The organism is Psychrobacter phenylpyruvicus DSM 7000 = NBRC 102152 (assembly GCF_000685805.1).
Classification (GTDB): Bacteria; Pseudomonadota; Gammaproteobacteria; order Pseudomonadales; family Moraxellaceae; genus Psychrobacter; species Psychrobacter phenylpyruvicus.
The window spans coordinates 102142-122399 of record NZ_JMKP01000006.1 but is presented as its reverse complement, the minus strand read 5'-3'; the positions used below and the strand labels follow the sequence as shown (position 1 = coordinate 122399).

Annotated in this window: 10 protein-coding genes and 1 pseudogene; 7 read left to right on the top strand and 4 right to left on the bottom strand. The window is 41.6% G+C overall.

Annotated features, from left to right (window positions below):
* Positions 1-272 (bottom strand): annotated as a pseudogene (locus tag G561_RS15135) (transposase); the annotation flags it as partial.
* A 73-nt stretch (positions 273-345) separates the two neighbouring features.
* Here G561_RS15135 and G561_RS13915 point away from each other — a divergent pair.
* The 5 genes from G561_RS13915 to G561_RS0104135 all read left to right on the top strand — a co-directional run bounded on the left by G561_RS13915 (position 346) and on the right by G561_RS0104135 (position 8150).
* A complete protein-coding gene (locus G561_RS13915; RefSeq protein WP_051584357.1) occupies positions 346-3288 on the top strand; it encodes a DUF2339 domain-containing protein in 2943 nt (980 codons plus the stop codon).
* 54 nt (positions 3289-3342) lie between these two features.
* Complete coding sequence (gene ylqF, locus G561_RS0104150) at positions 3343-4329, top strand: ribosome biogenesis GTPase YlqF (protein ID WP_037031611.1); 987 nt, start codon at positions 3343-3345, stop codon at positions 4327-4329.
* 160 nt (positions 4330-4489) lie between these two features.
* Complete coding sequence (locus G561_RS0104145) at positions 4490-5422, top strand: RES domain-containing protein (RefSeq protein ID WP_028858421.1); 933 nt, start codon at positions 4490-4492, stop codon at positions 5420-5422.
* A gap of 63 nt (positions 5423-5485) precedes the next feature.
* Entirely contained in the window at positions 5486-6679 is a 1194-nt protein-coding gene (gene mutY, locus G561_RS0104140; RefSeq protein WP_028858420.1) for an A/G-specific adenine glycosylase, read from the top strand.
* Positions 6680-6818: 139 nt separating this feature from the next.
* Positions 6819-8150 carry a lytic murein transglycosylase gene (locus G561_RS0104135; RefSeq protein ID WP_051584356.1) on the top strand — a complete coding sequence of 444 codons (1332 nt, stop codon included), beginning with the start codon at positions 6819-6821 and terminating at the stop codon, positions 8148-8150.
* A 130-nt stretch (positions 8151-8280) separates the two neighbouring features.
* Here the strand turns inward: G561_RS0104135 and G561_RS0104130 are convergent, their stop codons facing one another.
* Complete coding sequence (locus G561_RS0104130; protein ID WP_028858418.1) at positions 8281-9174, bottom strand: acyl-CoA thioesterase; 894 nt, start codon at positions 9172-9174, stop codon at positions 8281-8283.
* Between the two features lie 394 nt (positions 9175-9568).
* Between G561_RS0104130 and plsB the strand changes: the two genes are divergently transcribed.
* Positions 9569-12424 (top strand): glycerol-3-phosphate 1-O-acyltransferase PlsB, encoded by a 2856-nt coding sequence (gene plsB, locus G561_RS0104120; RefSeq protein ID WP_227674002.1) that lies wholly within the window; start codon positions 9569-9571, stop codon positions 12422-12424.
* Positions 12425-12519: 95 nt separating this feature from the next.
* On the opposite strand, the gene G561_RS0104115 is transcribed toward plsB, so the two are convergent.
* On the bottom strand, positions 12520-14367 hold the full coding sequence (locus G561_RS0104115; protein WP_162165204.1) for a ShlB/FhaC/HecB family hemolysin secretion/activation protein: 1848 nt from the start codon (positions 14365-14367) through the stop codon (positions 12520-12522).
* A 242-nt stretch (positions 14368-14609) separates the two neighbouring features.
* Positions 14610-19160, bottom strand: a complete 4551-nt coding sequence (locus G561_RS0104110) for a two-partner secretion domain-containing protein (RefSeq protein ID WP_028858415.1) — start codon at positions 19158-19160, stop codon at positions 14610-14612.
* 644 nt (positions 19161-19804) lie between these two features.
* Here G561_RS0104110 and G561_RS0104105 point away from each other — a divergent pair.
* Complete coding sequence (locus tag G561_RS0104105) at positions 19805-20149, top strand: hypothetical protein (protein ID WP_028858414.1); 345 nt, start codon at positions 19805-19807, stop codon at positions 20147-20149.
* Positions 20150-20258 lie beyond the last annotated feature (109 nt).

Genomic DNA, 20258 nt, shown 5'->3' with positions numbered 1-20258 from the left:
GTAAGTGACAGACGCGACCAGTCGTGCATTACTAGCCCATAGCGTTTGCAGTCCTCTCGACATCCTTGTAAGCTGTTTTCAAGTAACGGCTTACTAAGCTCTTGATAGCTGATGTTGTCATTATGCACAAATCGCCATAACGCTTGGGTCTGAGCAAAACTGCTTTTAGTATCCATAGTTGCTTTCATACCAGCATGTAGATAACCGTTTGGGTGAGTGTGATTGTGTACGAGTTGTTGATATCGTTTGATGAGCCTCGTATCTAGCTCCATTTTATCTATGCCATACTGGAAGATTCTATCATTCTTTTTTGCTCTTTTTAAGTTGTGTAGATACCTATGCTATATGTCACCAGAAAAAGAGGTTGCAATAACTGGTGATGAAGCTAGAGCTGAACATAATAATCAACAAAGTATTGCCCAAGCTATCAATACTACCAACCCTATCAGTAATGACAATGGCACCACCGACAAAACTGTCACCGAGTCCCAACTTGTTCCAGAAGAATACTATATTGTTGAAACCGCTGAGCAAAACCCATCTGCCGAAAACAGTATCCCAACTACCGCCACCTCTGCAGAGACTAACTGCAACACTAAGCAACAAGCTGACCAAGATAGCTTATCGCTCATAAGTAGCTCATCTGATGAGAAACTACAGCCGGATGAGCAATCTACTGCGATCGTGACCTCAGTAATGCGGTCCTTAAAGAATTGGTTTTTTGGCGGCAACTTAGTAGTGCGCGTCGGAGTCATTGTTCTATTAATAGGAGTGGTGTTGCTGCTACGACTATTAAGCGACTATATTGAAATATCTATTGAACTAAAATTGATAGCCATTGGTACTGCTGGCCTTGCTATAGCTGGGCTTGGACTGAAGTTAGTTAAAAATAGATTCACTTATGGTATGACACTGCAAGGTGCGGGGTTGGCAATTGCTTATCTCAGCACCTTCTTTGCCTATCAAGTATATGGAGTGTTGCCCAGCCTACCTAGTTTTGTGCTGTTAGGCACCTTGTCGGCGCTAACCGTTATACTTGCTGTGCGCCAAAATGCTTTTCCACTTGCTTTATTGGCCTTTTCAGGAGCGTTTTTAGCGCCTTTATTAACCAGTAATAATAGCGGCAGCTTAACCACTTTATTCAGTTATTATTTATTATTAAATATCGCTATTGCAGTTATTGCTCACTATCGCACATGGAAGGTCTTAAACTTACTGGCAGCTGCTGTGACCTTTGGCTTCGCTTACTTTTTAGGCTTAGTAGATAGCTTTACTACTGTTGATGATTTTAACGCCCAGCGTTGGCCTTTAGTGGGTCTAGTTACCTTACATTGGTTATTGTATGTGTTCGTAGTCATTCGCTACACCCAGCAGCTACTTACTTATAATGAACAGCTTGCTATAAATCCATCTTCAAATGACTTAAACCATGAGCTTATACAGTCTGCAGCGGAAGACAGTAAACCCTCATTCAGCCACTTCAGCTCTTATAAAGCTAGCACTTATAAAAACAGTAATACCGCCTTTATTATTCCCATTGATGTCAGCCTAATGTTTGGGGTGCCTCTATTGGCCTTTGGATTATTATCTGCCCTACTTAGCGACATTGATAATGCCCTGACTATCGCTAGCGCTGTCATAGCTGCCTCTTATTTAGGATTGGGGTCGTTTTTTGTACTGAAAGACAAAAACAGTGCCAATCAAAATCGTTATACCCCGTTAATAGAAGGGATGCTGGCGTTAGGGTTTGGTTTCTTTGCTTTGATGATTGCCATAGCCTTTGATGCTGAGTGGACCGCTTGTGGTTGGTCTATTCAAGGATTGGCATTGGTTTGGTTCGGCAGACAATCCCTTCGTGGCTGGACAGTGTTATTGGGGGTATTACTACAAGGACTTGCTTTGGCGAGCCTACAGCCTTTATTTGACTACTATAGTGCTCCAGCGCCAAGCACTCTGTCTCTTACTATCTCTGCTATCGGTTGCCTAGCCTCGGTATTTATTTTACGCAATGAGAACAACCCTATTCAGCCTAATTATGAGGCGCCCGATAAAGAGCAACAATTACTGGCTAGCGTAAATACCAAAAGCCCCATATTCCAGCTGATATGGTCAAACTCTTTTGTGGACATGTTATCGGTTGTCAGCATGATTTGGGGGCTCATTGTCACGGCTGTCATAATCGACGACTATATTGGCAACTGGCTAGATAGCCTAACTAGAGTGATTGCCTGTGCCCTATTAATAAACCTTATTGGCTACTTCGTGATAGATAAATATCGTCAATGGAACATTGTCACCAATATAAGTCATGCTTTTTTAGGATTATTTTATCTGGCGCTGCTAGCCACTGTCTCTTTTTATTTCGAGTACGACGATGCTACCACCTCATCATTCTGGCCACTATTTATAGTTTTAGTGGCGGGCTGGTTACTCGTTGGACAACTATGGATTAAGCGCTGGTATTATGCCAATAACCCTACAAGCTTTGATACCATGGCCTGGTTAATGACTGGAACCATTTTGATAGCCCAGCTCAGTTATTATCTATTACCCCATTCGAAAGGGGTCATGACAGTGCTTATCACTGGTATTTGGCTAATAGCCTTAACCCAACTCTGCTTGAGAAAAAAGCTCAATACTCCTACATGGTTTAATTGGCAGAGTGCTCTGTTAGGCTGTGCCTTGTTATTTATTCCTCTATCTGTCACCTGGGCTATCTATAGTAACTGGACTCATGATGGCATCGTATGGGGCTTAGCGTATCTACCTGTGTTAAACTTATATGACCTATCTTTAATTACCGTTTTGGTTTATCTAATAAGTACCCATTATTTGAGCATAGGCCAGAATCAAAAACTTCTTGAAGATCACAATCTGCTATTAAAAGTTGCAGGGCTTCTCGGTTTTTGGCTACTATCCAGTTTATTAATTCGAACTTTATATGCCTATTTAGGCACCCCACTTTGGTACCAAGGTGCCTGGTTCAATGAGCAAGTACAAACAGCGCTGACCATCTTCTGGACACTTACTGCTCTAGTATTAACCATTATTTCCAGTCGATATCAGAAACGCTTTTGGTGGTTTATGGGGATTGGTTTATTAGGTATTGTGGTCTTGAAATTGGTGGTAATTGATCTCTCTCAAACCGATACAATCTGGCGAGTGGGATCCTTCCTTGGTGCAGGTAGCTTGATTCTGCTTATCGGTTATCTAGCCCCTCTTCCTCCAGAACAAGACGAGAATAAAACTAAGCTTGAGCTAGAAACAGATGAGGACAACGGTAGTTAAAAGATACCCCTATTTAAAAGCTTAAACTAGATTTAACAATGGATAAAATCAATAATGAGTCAGTACAACCTACAAGCCCCCAATAGTATTCAGTGGTTTCCGGGTCACATGAACAAGGCCCGCAACGAAATCAAAGAAATTATGCCCGATATGGATGTGGTCATTGAGGTCATTGATGCTCGTATCCCCTTCAGTAGCGAAAACCCTATGGTTACTGCGCTACGCCATAATGAACATGGGTTCCAAAAGCCGGTCATAAAAATTCTTAACAAGGCAGATCTGGCAGATCCTAAGCTTACTCAAGCTTGGATTCAAGACCTAGAACAACAAGGTCAAGTCAAAGCCATCGCTTGTGATGACAATAAAGCCAATGATGTTCAAAAGATAATACAACTCTGCAAACAGCTTGTTCCTAATAAAGTCGGCACTGGTAGACAAATCAAAGTGCTGATTATGGGGATTCCAAACGTCGGCAAATCCACTTTAATTAATACTTTGGCTGGGCGTAGTATTGCCAAAACAGGCGACGAGCCAGCAGTTACCAAGTCGCAGCAACTTATCAAAATCGATAACGATATCATGCTGTATGACACCCCTGGTATGCTGTGGCCAAAGATTGAAAACCCACATTCTGGTTATCGTTTGGCAGCTACTGGAGGTATTAAAGACACTGCCTTTGACTTTGATGATGTCGCCAGCTACACCGCCGAATATCTGATTAAAGCCTATCCAGAGCTGCTAAAAGAGCGTTATAAATTGGATGACTTACCCGAAACTGACTGGGAGTTCTTTGAAGCAGCGGGTCGCAGTCGTGGCTTTTTGAAAAAAGGTGGCGTGGTCGATATTTACCGCATGGCAGAGATACTCATTAATGAGTTACGCAGTGGTCAAATAGGCCGTATTACTTTGGAAACACCAGCTATGCGTGATGAGGAATACAAGCTAGTTGAAGCATTACGTGCGCAAGCGGAAGAAAAAAGACTGGCGAGAATTGAAGAGAAAAAACTGCGTAAGCGTCGGGCGAGAAAGAATCGGAAGTAATTAGGTGTCCCAATAGCCGAACTAATAGATGAGCTAAAGTTATTTGGTGGGTAGGCTGTGGCTTTAGCCCAGCCCTTTTATATTAAGACTTAATAGATTATCCTGTTTTTCACTACTATACTTCAACTTACGAAAGCATATCAATACTAAACTACTTATTATGAATATTAAAATAGATGAGGTTACTGATTATTGTACTAGCATTTTAAGTGCTACCGATCCTTCGGAAATTGAGTTTAAATTAAAAGTATTACTACAGTTTTACAAAAGCCCATCTATTGCTTTGACAAGGGGAAGTACTTTTTGGAGAGCGAGGAAATTAGGAAATAATAAATCATTCGACAATTTATCTGATCTAAGCTACCCACCTAAACATTTGGTTAAAGAAGGAAGAGTGAATAATAAAAATGAACCAGTGTTTTATTTGTCCACTCGTAAGGAGACAGCGTTGTCGGAGATCGACGCCCAAGATAATGATTCTATCCAGATTGCTGGTTATAGAATTGTTTCCAATAAAGAAGTTAAATTTTCAATTGTCGGGATGTTTTGGTCGGTCTTCAAAAACGGTAGTATACCCTTAATTTTGAAAGATCCTAATAATGCGGTCTTATCTTTTATAAATAATCTTCCTACTGATATAGCTTTAAAATTAATTTATATTGACAAGTTCTTCGCAGATATTCTTTCTGCTAAATGTGCTTATCAAAACAAATATTTACATACTAGAATTCTATCAAATATGCTAATTTCTAAATCAATATCAGACGCTATAGCTTACCCTAGTATTAAAGATAATGGAGCCTATAACATTGCTGTAAAGCCAAATATAGCTGATTCAAATTTTCAAAATATCAGCTGCTCTATTTTACAAATAGACAAAAAGCTAAACTATGGTATTTATTTAAGTAAAATTACTAATGTCGCTAAGGGTTTTGATGAATCTGGAAACTTCCTATGGATTGGTCAAAAAAATATGAATGAATCTTTAAATGGATTTCATTCAGTTTTCTACAATCAGAATAGTGAAGAAGATGAAGATATAAATAGTAGATACTTAGAGAGAGGTATTTTTATTTCTAATGATATTCAATAATTATGCATCGTAGAATAAACATATATACCATACAACTTATTTAAATAGCTTTTGGAAAATTCATTGAATACTAAGTTTAACCACACCAAAGCTGAACTCGACAGCTTCGCCCCGCGTATTCTAAACTGGTTCGATGATTACGGCCGCCATGACCTGCCGTGGCAACAGCACAAAACCGACACCCCAAACCCATATATTGTTTGGTTGTCAGAAGTGATGTTGCAACAAACCCAAGTCACCACTGTTATCCCCTACTTTCAACGTTTTATGACCTCATTTCCAACGGTGCAAGACCTAGCCAATGCTGAGTGGGATAACGTTGCTGAACATTGGGCCGGGCTCGGCTACTATGCTCGTGCCCGCAACTTACACAAAGGCGCCAAACAGTTGGTCGAAATAATCGAAGAAACTGGCGATTTCCCTCAAACTGTAGAGGGCTGGGAAGCCATCTCAGGCGTTGGACAGTCAACCGCTGGAGCTATCGTCGCCATGGGCTTACACGGTTATGGAGTGATATGTGATGGCAATGTTAAACGAGTGATTACTCGTTGGGCCGGTATTGAGGGTGATATTACCAAGTCTGCCACTACCAAAGAGTTGTGGGCATTAGCAGAACGCTTAACCCCTACTGAGGATAGTGGCCACTTCGCTCAAGCGATGATGGATATGGGCGCTACCTTATGCACCCGTCGTAATCCTAATTGTAGTCAGTGCCCTATTCATGCTGACTGTATTGCCTATCATCAGGGCAAACAGGAATCCTACCCAGTCAAAGCCAAAAAGAAACCTAAGCCCAGTAAATTTAGTAACGCCTTAGTCATTACCAATACCGATGATAAAATCCTGTGGTTACAGCGCCCTGATAGCGGGATCTGGGGCGGACTATGGGTATTGCCACTACAGTTTGAGAAAAAGACGCTAGGCAAAAAACTGCTATCCACTTCGGACGAAGATAAGGCCTATGAGTCTGAGAATAGTCTTGCGGAACAGATTGTCGACCAGTGGATTGCTGATAATGACTTGAAGACGCACCCAATTAACGATGGATTATTAGAATCCGCGCCGATTAAACATACCTTGACCCATTTTCATTGGTATCTGCAGCCACAAACCCTTGCTTTAAATGCTAAACAAGCTGAACAATTATCCAAACTACTTACAGACGCTGATATTAATATACTATGGTTGCCAGCTACCGAAGCTAAAGAAACGCTAGGCTTACCGAAGGCTATGCTTAAGGTACTGGAGGCTATCTAGCTGTGTCAACGATAACACCCATCGACTTTATAACCATTTATTGATAAAGTGCTTTAATGATAAATTTGCAAGCTAGGTTAAGCACATTCCTATGCTTAACTCTCTCTTTTAACACTCTATATCTGTGAGGCCCTCCCCTATGTCACAAACCACCGGATTAAGTCCCAATAATAAAAATAAAATAACCTTACTAAAAAGTGTCCTAACACTTGGGCCTGCTATCATACTTGCCAGCTGTGCTAGTCAAGCCCCGATTCAACAAGTGCCTGTGAGCAAGCCTTCACCTGTGGTCATTGTTAAGCCCAAACCAAAGCCAGTACCACAGCCTCAACCTGCTCCCAAACCAGAGCCAAAAGCCACTTATAGCAGCTTCTCCGAGTGGAAATCAGACTTCACAGCGCGTGCTGTGAGCCAAGGTTACAACGCTTATGATGTAAACCGTATTTTAGACTCAGCACAGCTAAATAGTCAGGTAATCTCACTAGACTCTAACCAAGCAGAGTTCGTAAAAATGCCTTGGGACTATGCCGATTCTGCTGTAGCTGGTGGACGTATCAGCACCGGTAAAAGCAAATTTAATGAGCAACGCTCACTGCTAAACCGCCTTGAATCTCAATATGGGGTAAATGCTGAAATTATCACCGCTATTTGGGGCATGGAATCCTCTTACGGCGCAGTTACGGGTAACAGCTATATTCCAAGCTCACTAGCTACTCTAGCCTATGATGGCCGCCGCCGTGCTTGGGCTGAAGATCAGTTGCTAGCCTTAATTAAGCTTATCCAAAATGGTGATATTTATCCCTCACAACTCAGCGGCTCATGGGCCGGTGGTATGGGTCACACTCAATTTATCCCAGGCACTTGGTTAGAGTACGGTGTTGATGGAGATGGAGATGGACGCCGTAGTCCTTGGGTAACCGCCGACGCTTTGTCTTCTACCGCTAACTATCTAGGTAAGTCAGGCTGGGTACGTGGTCTATCTCCATTCTACGAAGTGACTTTACCTGCAAACTTTGACTTTAGCTTATTGGGTCAAAAGTTGCCTGGTTCAAGCTGGCGTAATATGGGTATTAGCCCAATAGACGGAGCTTACTTGGATGCTAACACCTCATTTGAGATGTGGCTGCCTGCTGGTAAAGACGGCCCTGCTTTATTATTAAGCCCGAACTTCGATGTCATTAAGGTGTACAACAACTCTTCAAACTACGCTTTAGGAGTCAGTTTACTGGGCCGAGGAATCAACGGTCAGTCTGGTATCCAAAAGTCATGGCCTCGTTACGAAAGACCCCTGACTACGACTCAAGTTCGTAACCTACAACAGCGTCTAACCAACGCCGGTTATGACACCAAAGGGGTGGATGGCATTATGGGTACCAATACCCGTAGCGCTTTTGCTCGTTGGCAAGCCGCCAATGGTCAGACGCCTGATGGCTTTGTTACCCTAAATAGTGCTTCCTCTTTAATTTGGTAGAGATTCATTTTTTGAGAGAAGCTGGTTCAAAACCAAAAATAGCCGTTCATTGAGTGAACGGCTATTTTTTATTGTCAATCAGATGGTAGTGGTTAGCTTAGGGTAGGACTGCCGGCTATATTCTGTATTGCTATCCTCGTAGACGCATCAAGCCTTCTTGCTGTACCGTAGCTATTAAATTTCCATTTTGCCAAAACTGACCATGATTGAGTCCTTTTGAATGCGAGGTGGTATCGCTCCACATGTCATACAGGAGCCACTCATTAATATCAAAAGGACGATGAAAATGCATTGAGTGGTCAATACTCGCCGCTTGTAGCCCTTTGGTCATAAAGCTAATGCCATGTGACATAAGCCCTGTACCTACTAAATAATAATCTGACGAAAAAGCCAATAAAGCCTGTTGTATCGCTATTGGCTGTTCTCCCAGTTCGCGGATACGTAACCAGTTGGCTTGTTTGGGTTCCATAGGCTCTGGATGCACAGGATCACGTGGTTTCACCGGTTTAATTTCAACATGACGGGGCCGCATAAAACGCTCACGCAGTGGTTCTGGAACACTGCCGACGTGATGCTCTTTTAGAGACTGCTCCGATTCCAAATCCTCTGGTGGCGGGTAGGCAGGCATTTCTTCTTGATAGTCTAGTCCTCCCTCCATTGGAGAGAAAGAGGCTATCATAGTGAAAACCACTTGCTCCAATTGATTGCCCTGTTGATCCTCTTTGTACTGAATCGCCGTTACTTCTCTTGCCGACAGGCTACGACCATCTCGTAAGTGACGAACTTTATAAATGACTGGCTGATTAATATTACCACCGCGCAAAAAATAACCATGCAAAGAATGACAAGGCTTATCCTCATTTAAAGTATGGGCAGCTGCCATAATGGCTTGAGCCAGCACTTGCCCGCCAAAAATGCGCTTTCCTACATAGTCAAAGCTGTCTCCTTGAAACACATCAGGAGCCACCTCGATTAATTTCACGGTGTTTAATAATTGATCAACAAGCTGTTTATAATCAGACATCTGTCTCTCCAACAACCCTAAATAATATTACCCCTAAACCCCAAGAGATACTGTTTACCCCTTGTTATGCGTGTAACATTATACAGATTATGTTAGTGTAAATAATAATACTTATGGTAAAGGTCGTGTTTGATGCAAAACTCAACTCAGCCTTACTAACTCTAAAGCTTCATAGTCATTTACAGCCTCAAAATTGAAGCATAATAAAGGGGTAGCTACTCGATAGCTAAAAGTTACTTTTTGGCACAAAATTGGATTTTGAATAAAGAGCATCAAAGCTTCCAATACCCTATAATAAAGCCATACTCCTATATTTTCAGCGAACAACTGTATTACTTTATTGTATTTTATGGCAATATAGCCTTATCATTATTAATAGGTTTGACTAATACTTATGTTACCATCTCGCTTAATGCACTCTTTAAAAAAGCGCCTGAAGCAACAGCGCCAAGCCCAAAAAACCACTAAGAACATTGCATCGAATGCTCACCGTTCTGCTTTGAGCTTACAAGAGCAAGCCGCTCAAGCCAGTGCGGCTATTTCTCGTTCTGGTCGTTCTGTGAACCAGTTATATCGAAAGCTTTCTGGTAAAACACTAGATTTGGCGGTGAAGCCGAAAGTCATTGGCGATTTACCCACCATCAGCACTGAAGATGGGGCGCTCACCTTTTATGTGTTACGTGAGTACTCGCGCTCTAATAGTATTTTAGTCGACTTACAGACCAAAGAGCATGACTTTCCCCCTGCTTTAGTAGGTGTCGAAAGCCCTGCCTTTAATATTAATGAAAATGCGGCAATTATTTTTCTCAACCATCCTAATGCAGATGGTCGTAAAGTATCTCCAAGATTAGCACGCCTAGTCACGGCTTGTCGTGAAAACCCAGCCATAAAAATTAATCTAGTACCCGTCTCAATCTTATGGGGTCGCGCACCAGATAATGAAGATTCCTTGTTTAAACTTTTAATGGCTGATAACTGGGAAGAACCTTCTATTACAAAACAGCTGTTTAATATCGGCATGATGGGAAGGGATACCTTCGTTCAGTTTCACCCCCCTCAGTCTTTGCATGATTTAATAGACTCATTGTCTGCCCCAAATACCAGCACTACTACTGATCAATCACAACAACTGACACAACAATTATTTGATGCTGTGGACCTAAAAGATAGTGATCTGTCAAACAGTGACAAAGAACTGCTACTTCAGGCCAAAAGAAATGTTGAAGCTAATGGTCTATCGACCTCTACCGCCCTAGTCACTGCCTCAGAAGCGAATTTTAGCTTAGCTTTATTGGTACAACACAAGCTAAATGCTTATTTGGACAGCCAGCGTCAAAGCATGATTGGCCCAGACTTGTCGGATAGACGTAACTTAGTAGACAAACTGATTAACTCACCTGCTATTAACTATGCTTGCCAAAAAGAGGCAGAAGCTGAAAGCATTAGCTTCGATGAAGCCAAAAAACGGGCTCGAGGTTACATCAACGAAATAGCTAATGATTATAATTACTCAGTTATCCGCTTCTTTTATAGATTCTTAACTTGGTTATGGACTCAGCTTTATGACGGGATCGAGGTGCATCACTTCGAGCAAGTTCGTGAATTGGCCACGACTCATGAGCTTATTTATGTGCCTTGCCACCGCAGCCATGTCGACTATCTACTACTGGGTTACGTTATTTTTGAGAAAGGCTTAAGCCTACCCTATGTGGCTGCTGGAAATAACTTAGACGTGCCAGTGCTTGGCCCTATATTACGCAATGCCATTGCCTTCTATATTCGCCGTAGCTTCAAGGATAATGAGCTATATAAAGCGGTCTTGCGTGAATATCTACACACTTTAATCCAGCGCAATACGCCTATCGAGTACTTCATCGAAGGCGGACGCTCTCGTTCAGGTCGCCTATTACCGCCTAAGTTAGGCATGCTTTCGATGACAGTACACAGCCATTTACGAGGCTCAAACAAGCCCATGGCCTTTATTCCAACCTATATTGGTTATGAGCGTATCATGGAAGGCGGTACCTATATCGGGGAGCTTAAAGGCAAACCAAAAGAGTCAGAGTCAATACTAGGCTTATTAAAAGTCAGCCGTAAAATTGAGCGTATCTTCGGTCACGTACACCTAAGCTTCGGTACTCCATTGCTGATGGAGGACTTCATGGAGAAGTTTGATGTGAAGCCTAACAGCTTACCGGCAGATCGTACTGACACACCACTTAGCAAAAACGCCATGGCTATGGTAGACAACCTTGGCGTTAAAATTATGCAGAATATCAATAAAGCGGCGGTGGTTAACCCCATTGCGCTGCTATCATTGGTATTACTGTCTACCCCAAAAGCCGCTCTCGATGAAGATAGCTGTCGTGAGCAGTTGGCTCTTTATCAAAGAATAGCCCATGGTTCACCGTATTCTGAGAGCACTATCATTACCGACATGTCGCCACAATCTATCATTGACTACGGGATTAAGCTAAAACTGGTTGAGCGCACTCCGCATATCTTAGGCGATATGATCAAAGTGTTACCGAAGCAGATGGCTATCTTAAGTTATTTTAGAAATAACATTCTCCATGTGTTTATCATGTCATCTTTCCTATCTGCTTTAGTATATAGAAATGGTCGTATCCAGCGCGAACACTTAGAAAGCATCGTCACTCAGCTTTATCCTTTCTTACAAAGTGAGCTATTCTTATATCGTGCTGCTCGTAACTTGCCAGCCATGATTGATGAGAAGTTGAATAACCTGATTGACCAAGGAATGGTGGTTGAGTTAGGCAACGGTGTACTTGGCACTCCAGAGAAAAACAGTGAGCAATATCAACAATTAGATATGCTAGCCACCCCCGTATCTCAAAGCCTTGAGCGTTACTTTATGTCTTTGGCATTATTAGCCCAACAAGGCTCAGGTAATTTGACGGCTGAGCAGGTGGTCGACCTATGTCACCTATTGGGTCAACGTCTGTCTGTATTATACGCAGATGATATCCCTGACTTCTTTGACCGTGCCCTATTTACAAGCTTCTTAAATACGTTAATTCGCTTAGATTATGTACAAAATGATCCAGAAACGGGAGTACTGACCTTTGATGAACGTATTAATAATATCGCTCGTCATGCTCATTACATTCTAAATCCTGACATCATGCAGATCTTACAGCATGTGGCTACGTTAGATGAAGATGAGATTAACCATGCGATCAGTGAAATCAATAATAAAAAATTGAGCAAGTTTAGTCGTAAACGCTAGTTGAGCCACAACAGACTCAATCAAAAAGAGACAGCCCATTGGCTGTCTCTTTTTTTGACCCTGTTTTATTGGGAATTCCCTAGCCAAAGTTAGCGTTAAAAAAACCACTGCCAAGCAGCTGATACTTCTGTATCTTGGGTACCATCATAACGTTTATCAGCATAATCCACATTAGCACGGCTGGCACTGATATCGAATAGCCAGCGTCTATCTAGTGAGTTATTTTTTATATCATATCCGGTTAGCTTAAGCCCTAAAGTGCCACTAACCGCTTCACTGGTATCATCACTTAGTTCGGTCTCAGAATCCTTGACCATACCGTAATCAACACCAATATAGGGAGCCCAACGAATCTTTTCTGTTCCCACTGTCCACCAACTGCTTTGCATCGGCTCAAAACTTAAAGTGTTACGTAGGCTGATACCGCTTTCAGCAGCATTATAAGCATTATCAAGGCCACGAACGCCAGAATAGATTGAGCCTAGCGACTGCTTAGTAACCCCATATAACTTGTCATCAGTGTACTGACCTTGCAATTCATGAGTCATTTGCCAATAACCAATATTTTTATCTGATGCAATGATGGAATGTTGGTGGGTTAAATATCCAGACAATAACCAGCGTAAGTAATCGTCACTTAAGCCCTGTGTAGTGGCTGGATTATCATGGTTGCCGATCCCCTGTTCAGCGCTTAAATCCACTACTAGTGCCCCGGTAGTAATTTTCCTGGGGTCACTTTTGGAACGGTTATTAAATAGCTTAGTATGGCTGGCGCCAATACGGGCGCTACTTAAAGTTGGGCTTTGAACGTCTAACTGGCTTCCCATTAGCTCGCTATTAACATCTTGATGAGCTATCTGACCATAAATAGTAGAGATACTGTCTTGATCGCGATCAAAGGTATAATCACCCCGAATATTGGCCTGCCAACTGTCCCCTGATTGCTCTATCAATGCGTTTGTTGACTTTGACTTGATAGTACGGGTATATTCATCGGCAGCCAATAACCCAGACCACTGCCAACGACCATTAGGTATGCTGGTATAAATACTGGCGCTACGACGTTGGTTATCCTCATCATAACCATATTTATCTGTCAGGCTCTGTTGCACAGAAATGGAAGTTAAATCAGCTTGTCCAAACACATTATACAAAGTGCCATGCAGTTTTATTTGGTTATGTCCATAGCTGTCATCTGGGTCATAACGGTATTCTATATCGCCGTTAAAGGGATCAATTTCACCTTGACCAGTCACTTTGAGGCGCACGTCATTACCTACCGGATAAATATCGAGCATCAACTGCCCATCAATCACCCGCTCTCCGTTACTAATAGCCTGATCGAGTGTCGCCATATTTGCAGGCTTACCTATGATATTACCGAACAAACGCGAAGTGGGTAGATCGGTTTGATTGTTTATATCGGTGATTTTTGCGACATAGACCTGCCAGGTTGAGACCCCTGGTTCAGTAGAAGCAGTCTCAATAGATATCTTAAAATATCCTGCCTCAAGGTATGCCGACGTGATGGCCCTAACCAACTGATTGGCACCGGCCATGGACACACAACCGGTATTGGTTGGATTAGTCTGCTTTGGCTCAGCAAACCCTGGCGCTAATGAAAGCTGGGCAGCTTGCTGCGATAGCTCATTCTGTACTTTCTTACTCAATTCAGGCATTGCCCCCAGCTCAATACGCTGTACTGGCAAACAGTCTGTACTGGTAGAATCTGTCTCATCACTCATATCCTCCGGCGTCTCATCTACTGATTGTGATTGACGCAAAGATTCAATTCGTTGTTTTTGTAATGCATCTTGCCAAATTTGCTGTTGTTCAACGGTGTTTTTCCAACTTGGTGTGGCCTCATCAGGAATCTGCGGCGGACTGTTATTGGCTGGAGCTGCACCCGCTGCTATCGGCGCTACCAAAACAAAGGAACTCAAGCCTATCACTGTGGTGGCTAGGACCACTTTGTCTCTTTTAGTTTTAAACTTGACTGCTTTTGATTCGGTTGTTCTGGGATTTAAAGTCATAAGATTTAAAGGCATAATTTTTCAACATAGTTGCAAAAGAATAAAGAGCCCACACCTGAGGTAGGCGTGGGCTCCTGTTGACCTACAATTACATAATAAACCATTAGTTACTTCAACAATTTAATTTGTTTTCACTAATAGCTTAATACCAATTACAAACTAATGTCTGACTTAGTATTACTACCGTCAGTATCATCCCATTCATGGGTTACTTCTGCATGAGCTGGCATATTAACTTCTACCGGTTCCCCTGCAATAGCATTTTTGATCAAGCCTGGGATGGTTTTGACGAATGCTGGGACATTAAAAGTCTTAGCATCTGCTTTTGCCCCTACTTTATGCACAAAGTCGTCATTATTAATACTGCTAACAGTCGCTCCACCAAGCTCTGAATTAGACGCTGTCACTTTAGCAGAGTTAACCTCAATGTTACCGCTACCTACTGTAGCATTCAGGTTGTCTGCAGTAACTGTGGCTTGCTGGGTGTGTTTTTGATGATCAACATCAAAACCTGCTTCGCCAGCAGCACTAACTCCCAAAATTGTACCGTTATTGAAGTCATTAGTCAGCGCCTCAATTACATTGCCAGCGGTGATACCTTCAATGAACTTAATTGGGGAACCCTTAACTCTAAGACCTGTATCTACATTTACTTTAGCGATCTCATCTTGGGCTGAACGTATGTGAAGACCATTGCCAGCTGTTGTGCTTAAAGTACCCGCGGTAAGGTTACTTTGTAAACTGATCTCGTTACCACCATTAATAGTGATGGTGCCAGCCTCTATGTTGCCCAACTTATAGTAGTTACTATTATCGGTTTCAACATTTAGGTGAGCGCCTAGAGCATCACTTTTGAAGCTTTTTTCATCAGCGCTACCACCAAGGTTAGCACCAATACCAAAGTTACCAACGTAGTCTTTAGACTCTGCAGCTTTTAGCGCCACATTACCTTCTGCATTAGCATTGCTCAAGTCGATGTTGCCAGCGGTAATATTAGCTCCTTCAGTCATTAAAGCATCACCTGCCTCATTGGCAATAACTGTTAAATTATTGGCTTTAATGGTGGCTCCTGTGGCTTTATTGCTGGTCTCATTAACCACACCAAGATCAGCACCGAAGCCTAGTTTTGAAAGGTCTGGCGCAAAGCCACCATTGCCATCCATCGCCACACCAACCGCACGATGCGTATCTTGTGCAGCAGCGATATTAGCTCGGTTACCTTTGATAACCACATTATCAGAGTTAATATTAGCCCCATCCACTTGTGCCAACTGCGCTCCCTGAACACTTAAGACAGTTGCATCAATGGTAGCCGCTTTAGCTTGGGTATCTTCCACACCTAGGTAGTTAAAACCCGCTTGATTAGATACCGAAGGTAATACGCTCACACCTGTAGAGACTGCAGCTGGGATAACGGTTACGCCTGTAGAACCGCCAAGCTTAGCACCGCCTGCTGTTGTCCACTGCTTATCACTATCTTGAGCAATACGAGCTTCTTCACCAGCCTTCAGATTATATTGTTTGGCAGTAACGTTTTGAGCCGCTGCCGCCTTCGTACCGGCGTTGATAGCAACTGTTTCCCCTTTTAGGCTGCCTTTAACAGCATTAGACTTGCCAGTTTGTAGATACTGATAAGTGCCCTTACCACCGGCATCAACGCTTACTTGGGTTAAATCACTAGTGCCCGCACTGATATTAACATCACCACTTCCACTATGGGTGGTGGTCACATCAGAGTTATAAGCAGCTTTACCTGTATAGTTATCAGCATCAATGTTGATTGAGTTGGCAGTAATTTGGGTACCTGCGTCTACCGCACTATTAGCCGCTTTGATAGTCGCAGTATCAGCCGCATTAATAGTAGCTGTATTGGCTGTTGTAACTTCTCTAGTAATGCCTTCGCCTTTACCAGATAAATTAACGCCACCACCTACTAGAGGTTTTAAGCCAGCATAAGCTTCTAAAGCGGCATTGCCACCTGCTACGACAACGCGATCAACAACACGATCAGCAGAAGCTTCATTAATCACATCCTGAGCTGCTAAATTAACTTTAGGCGCTGAAAATTGTGTCCCTTGGTTGATTAAAGTTTCTTTCGCGCTTAGGGTAGCCTCTTTACCAGCAGTAACGCTTGAGTTAGCAGCTTGGTATTCATTGTGTTCATTAATGATTTGGTTGTGGTCAAGGCTTACCCCTACTTCGATACCACTCCATCCGCCTCTGATATAAGCTTCTGGGCCAGTACTTTTATTGACTGAGCTATCTACCGCAGTTAAAGCTTCTGTTGCCCCCGTGTTGACTTTATTAGCCTCGACAGTGAGCTTATTATTGGCTTTGATATCAGTGCCATTTAGGCTAACCGTATCTTGAGCATTGATTGCAGCATTATTAGCGGTTAATGAGCTGTTGCGAGATTCGCCAGTACCTTTGGTAGTAAGATTAGTTACCCCTTTCAATGAGCCTGAAGCCTCAAATTCAAGATTCTTAAGCTTATCAATGCCTTTTGCTATTAAGCCACCTTTTAACAAGCCATCAACACCGTTTTCTAACACTTTATTTAGGCTGTTTTCTAAATCAAGGTTGCTAGAAGCACTACCTTCAGAAGTGATATCGTAGGTTTCAGTTCTAGTAATGTCGGTTGGGTTGGCAGCGTTGGTAGTTATTGAGGTATTGGCATTGGCAGTTAACTGATCTGTTGCCGCCACATCACTACCGGTTAAACTGATGTTATCACCGTTTAAAATCACCTGACCTGCTGCTAATTTACTAGCAACGGTACTTTGAGCCAAGTGCTCACTGGCATCTTTTTTATCAGTAATATTAAAGGTTGTGCCATGACGATTTTCTTTATTATCTTGTGCAGTGGCGAAGTCATGACTAATATTCAAATCTTTTGCAGCATTTACTGCCAATTTGTTGTCAGCTTTTAGGCTACTTGCGGTAATATTAATATTATCATCAGCTTTTAAGGTAACGTCACTCGCCTTAATTTGACTGCCGGTTAAAGCCGTTTGTTTGCTGTTATTAACGTGGGTTTCACCGCCACCAATACCACCCCAGTACTTGAAGTCCTCTTCATCGGTCTGGCGGTTACTCACACTGCTATTAGCCACCGTTAAATCTTTAGCACTATTTAGCTTAGCGCTATCGGCAGTTAATTGAACCCCTTCTAAACGCTGGCTGTTATCACTATTTAGACTGACATCACCACCGGTAATGCTGGTTTGATGACCAGTTTGTTTAGCTTGGGTAATAGTGCGTGAACCTGATTTTAGAGCCGCAGTTTCATTTTCATAACGGTTAATATCACTGTGCGAATTTTCTGTAATTTCGCCAGTAGCCACTAGCTCTTTACCCGAGGTTAGCTTAACTTCGGCGGCATTAATGTCTGCGCCAGCAATACGGGTATTACCATTGGAGGTGACTTTAATGTCATCCGATGCTTTAAGACTAGACTGATAATATGTCTGAGACTTATCTAATGATTCATTCTCATTAAACCACAAGCCCTTGCTATTACGTGCTGTTGAGCTATCTGTATTGGTAGTGATTACCCCATTAATATTAACGTTGTCGCCGGCAGCATCGATGCTACTAGCTTGGATATTACTGCCCTCAATATTTACATCGCCACCTTTAAGGTCAACATTGTTACCCGATACAGATGATCCTTTAAAGCTTTCAACTTGTTGATAGCCAGAGTTAGTTAAAGTTACGCCCTCTTCAAGACTTTGTTTGGTCTCTGGTAGCTCATTACGTTTTGTCTGTATCTCGCCGCCGATATATAACTGGTCTGTACCAGAGAGACTTACGTTGTTAGCGGCAACCTCACTGTCTACTACTCTTAAGTTATTAGCTGCTGCCTCGATATCGTTGCTAGCTTTGAACTGCCCTTGTAAGGTTTGCGTAGCTTTGCTATCGGTATTATGCAGACGAATACGACCAGAATTCATACTGCCCAAAATTTGGCCATCTAAGGTTACATTTGGCTGTCGTCTTTCATGGTCAGTGACTTGAAGGGTGTCATAGTCAATATTATTACGTCCAGATATGATATTAATCGCGTCAGAAGACTTGATATTGCCATTAATATCAATCTTTGGAGCTAATAAGTCTAGACGTTTATCCCCGTCAATATCACCGCTTAAAGCCAAGGTTTTATTATTACGATCGCCTACACTAAAGCCAGCCAGACGTTCTTCTTCAATGGTGGGTTTACCAACCACTAAAGAAGCACGATTGGTGTTAATAAAACCAATATTTTCACCGCTAATGCCATTGGGGTTAGCCAAAATATAGTCAGCTGCCATACCAAACACTTCTTGTTGCCCTAACAAGAGTGATGGATTTTTTGAAACGACCTCATTCAAAATAACTGAAGCTGATTCAGATAAGTTTTTGTTAGCGTCAAGTTGACCTGCGAGCTGTGACTGACCTGATTGTAGAGAGTTGTTTAATACTGCCCCAGATTTACTAACATTAAAGTCTTTATATTTGTTATGTGAAAGACCCTGAGAGTTTGGATTTGCAATATTAACAACATCCACATTGCCTACTTGGCTAACTGAGGTGTCGCCCACAGGTTTAATATTATCAGCAAGTGCTGCCACACTCAGCATAGGTAATACTAAAGCCATACTAACTGCGCTTGCTATCCGGCCCTGGGAAGAAAGTTTAAATCCTTTTTTTGTTTCAGTAGTCATAACTGTGCCCTTTTATGATATGGATTAATAAATGAAACTACCTATTTGATTTAACAAAAAAATAGAATGCTTCAGGCTTAGTACGCCCTTACAGCCAGATTTATTGTCTATTGTAGATTTCCATAAAATATACAATAAAATCAAAGCTATATTTATATAATCAGATTTTTGTGACAATACCGTGACAAAGTAGAATATTATTGATTATTATTCTCATTATTATTTGACAAAAAGTATCTATTTGCTATATTTTTTTATGGTCAATCATGATAACTAAATAAAAATAGACTCAGTCTAGTCTTTTGTATAACGTATATATTGCTTTGGATTAATAATAATGAAAATCAAAACTTGAGGAAAAAAATAATTTAGAAACTAAATTTCATTACCTGTAGATACATAATAGAACTGCGATGAGATGAACTAAATTAGACCAACATATCAGGGTTATATTCGTCTCCGATAATGCCTATAATAGATTAGAAAAACTTAACTAAAAAAACAAAATATCTAAGAGATTAAGTTGCTTAACTCTTGCTATTATGTAACTATAACGTCAGTTAAATAATCACTATTATCAAAACAAAGAGATAAAAGAAATAAATAATTAAATAAATATTAAATACAGGTTATTGGACATAGCAATGGAAAAAGTTTCTAATAAAGATGAGAAGTTAATTAATAATGCTGTCGCAATAATAGAAAAACACTCAATGCGCTGTAACTGCAGTGGTTTGGCCGTACCTAAGTCGGTCCAAGGTCATTGTTATGAGTGTCTATCCTGTCATAAGAATTATGAAGGGGTCAGTTACGATTTTACCCGATTACTTCCTAACTCTAACTACACTCAACTCGAACACTTATCTACTACCACAGATAATCAATTAGACTACTTTAACCAAGCTATAGATATTCTGCGTACTAATAGTAGAACCATCATACTGCCAGATAACGCCTTAACAAAGCTATGGCGAAAAATAAAGTATTAAGCACAGTAGTTTGCTACTAATCTAACAAGCTGTAGTCTCATCACTTAATCATCAAATCCACTAAATTAACCCACAAAAAAAGAAGCCATCTCATTGAGATGGCTTCTTT

Bases quoted from the DNA above. Each gene is read 5' to 3' on its own strand.
- G561_RS13915 (WP_051584357.1), top strand. From the start codon at position 346: ATGTCACCAGAAAAAGAGGTTGCAATAACTGGTGATGAAGCTAGAGCT.
- ylqF (WP_037031611.1), top strand. From the start codon at position 3,343: ATGAGTCAGTACAACCTACAAGCCCCCAATAGTATTCAGTGGTTTCCG.
- G561_RS0104145 (WP_028858421.1), top strand. From the start codon at position 4,490: ATGAATATTAAAATAGATGAGGTTACTGATTATTGTACTAGCATTTTA.
- G561_RS0104135 (WP_051584356.1), top strand. From the start codon at position 6,819: ATGTCACAAACCACCGGATTAAGTCCCAATAATAAAAATAAAATAACC.
- G561_RS0104130 (WP_028858418.1), bottom strand. From the start codon at position 9,174: ATGTCTGATTATAAACAGCTTGTTGATCAATTATTAAACACCGTGAAA.
- plsB (WP_227674002.1), top strand. From the start codon at position 9,569: ATGTTACCATCTCGCTTAATGCACTCTTTAAAAAAGCGCCTGAAGCAA.
- G561_RS0104110 (WP_028858415.1), bottom strand. From the start codon at position 19,160: ATGACTACTGAAACAAAAAAAGGATTTAAACTTTCTTCCCAGGGCCGG.
- G561_RS0104105 (WP_028858414.1), top strand. From the start codon at position 19,805: ATGGAAAAAGTTTCTAATAAAGATGAGAAGTTAATTAATAATGCTGTC.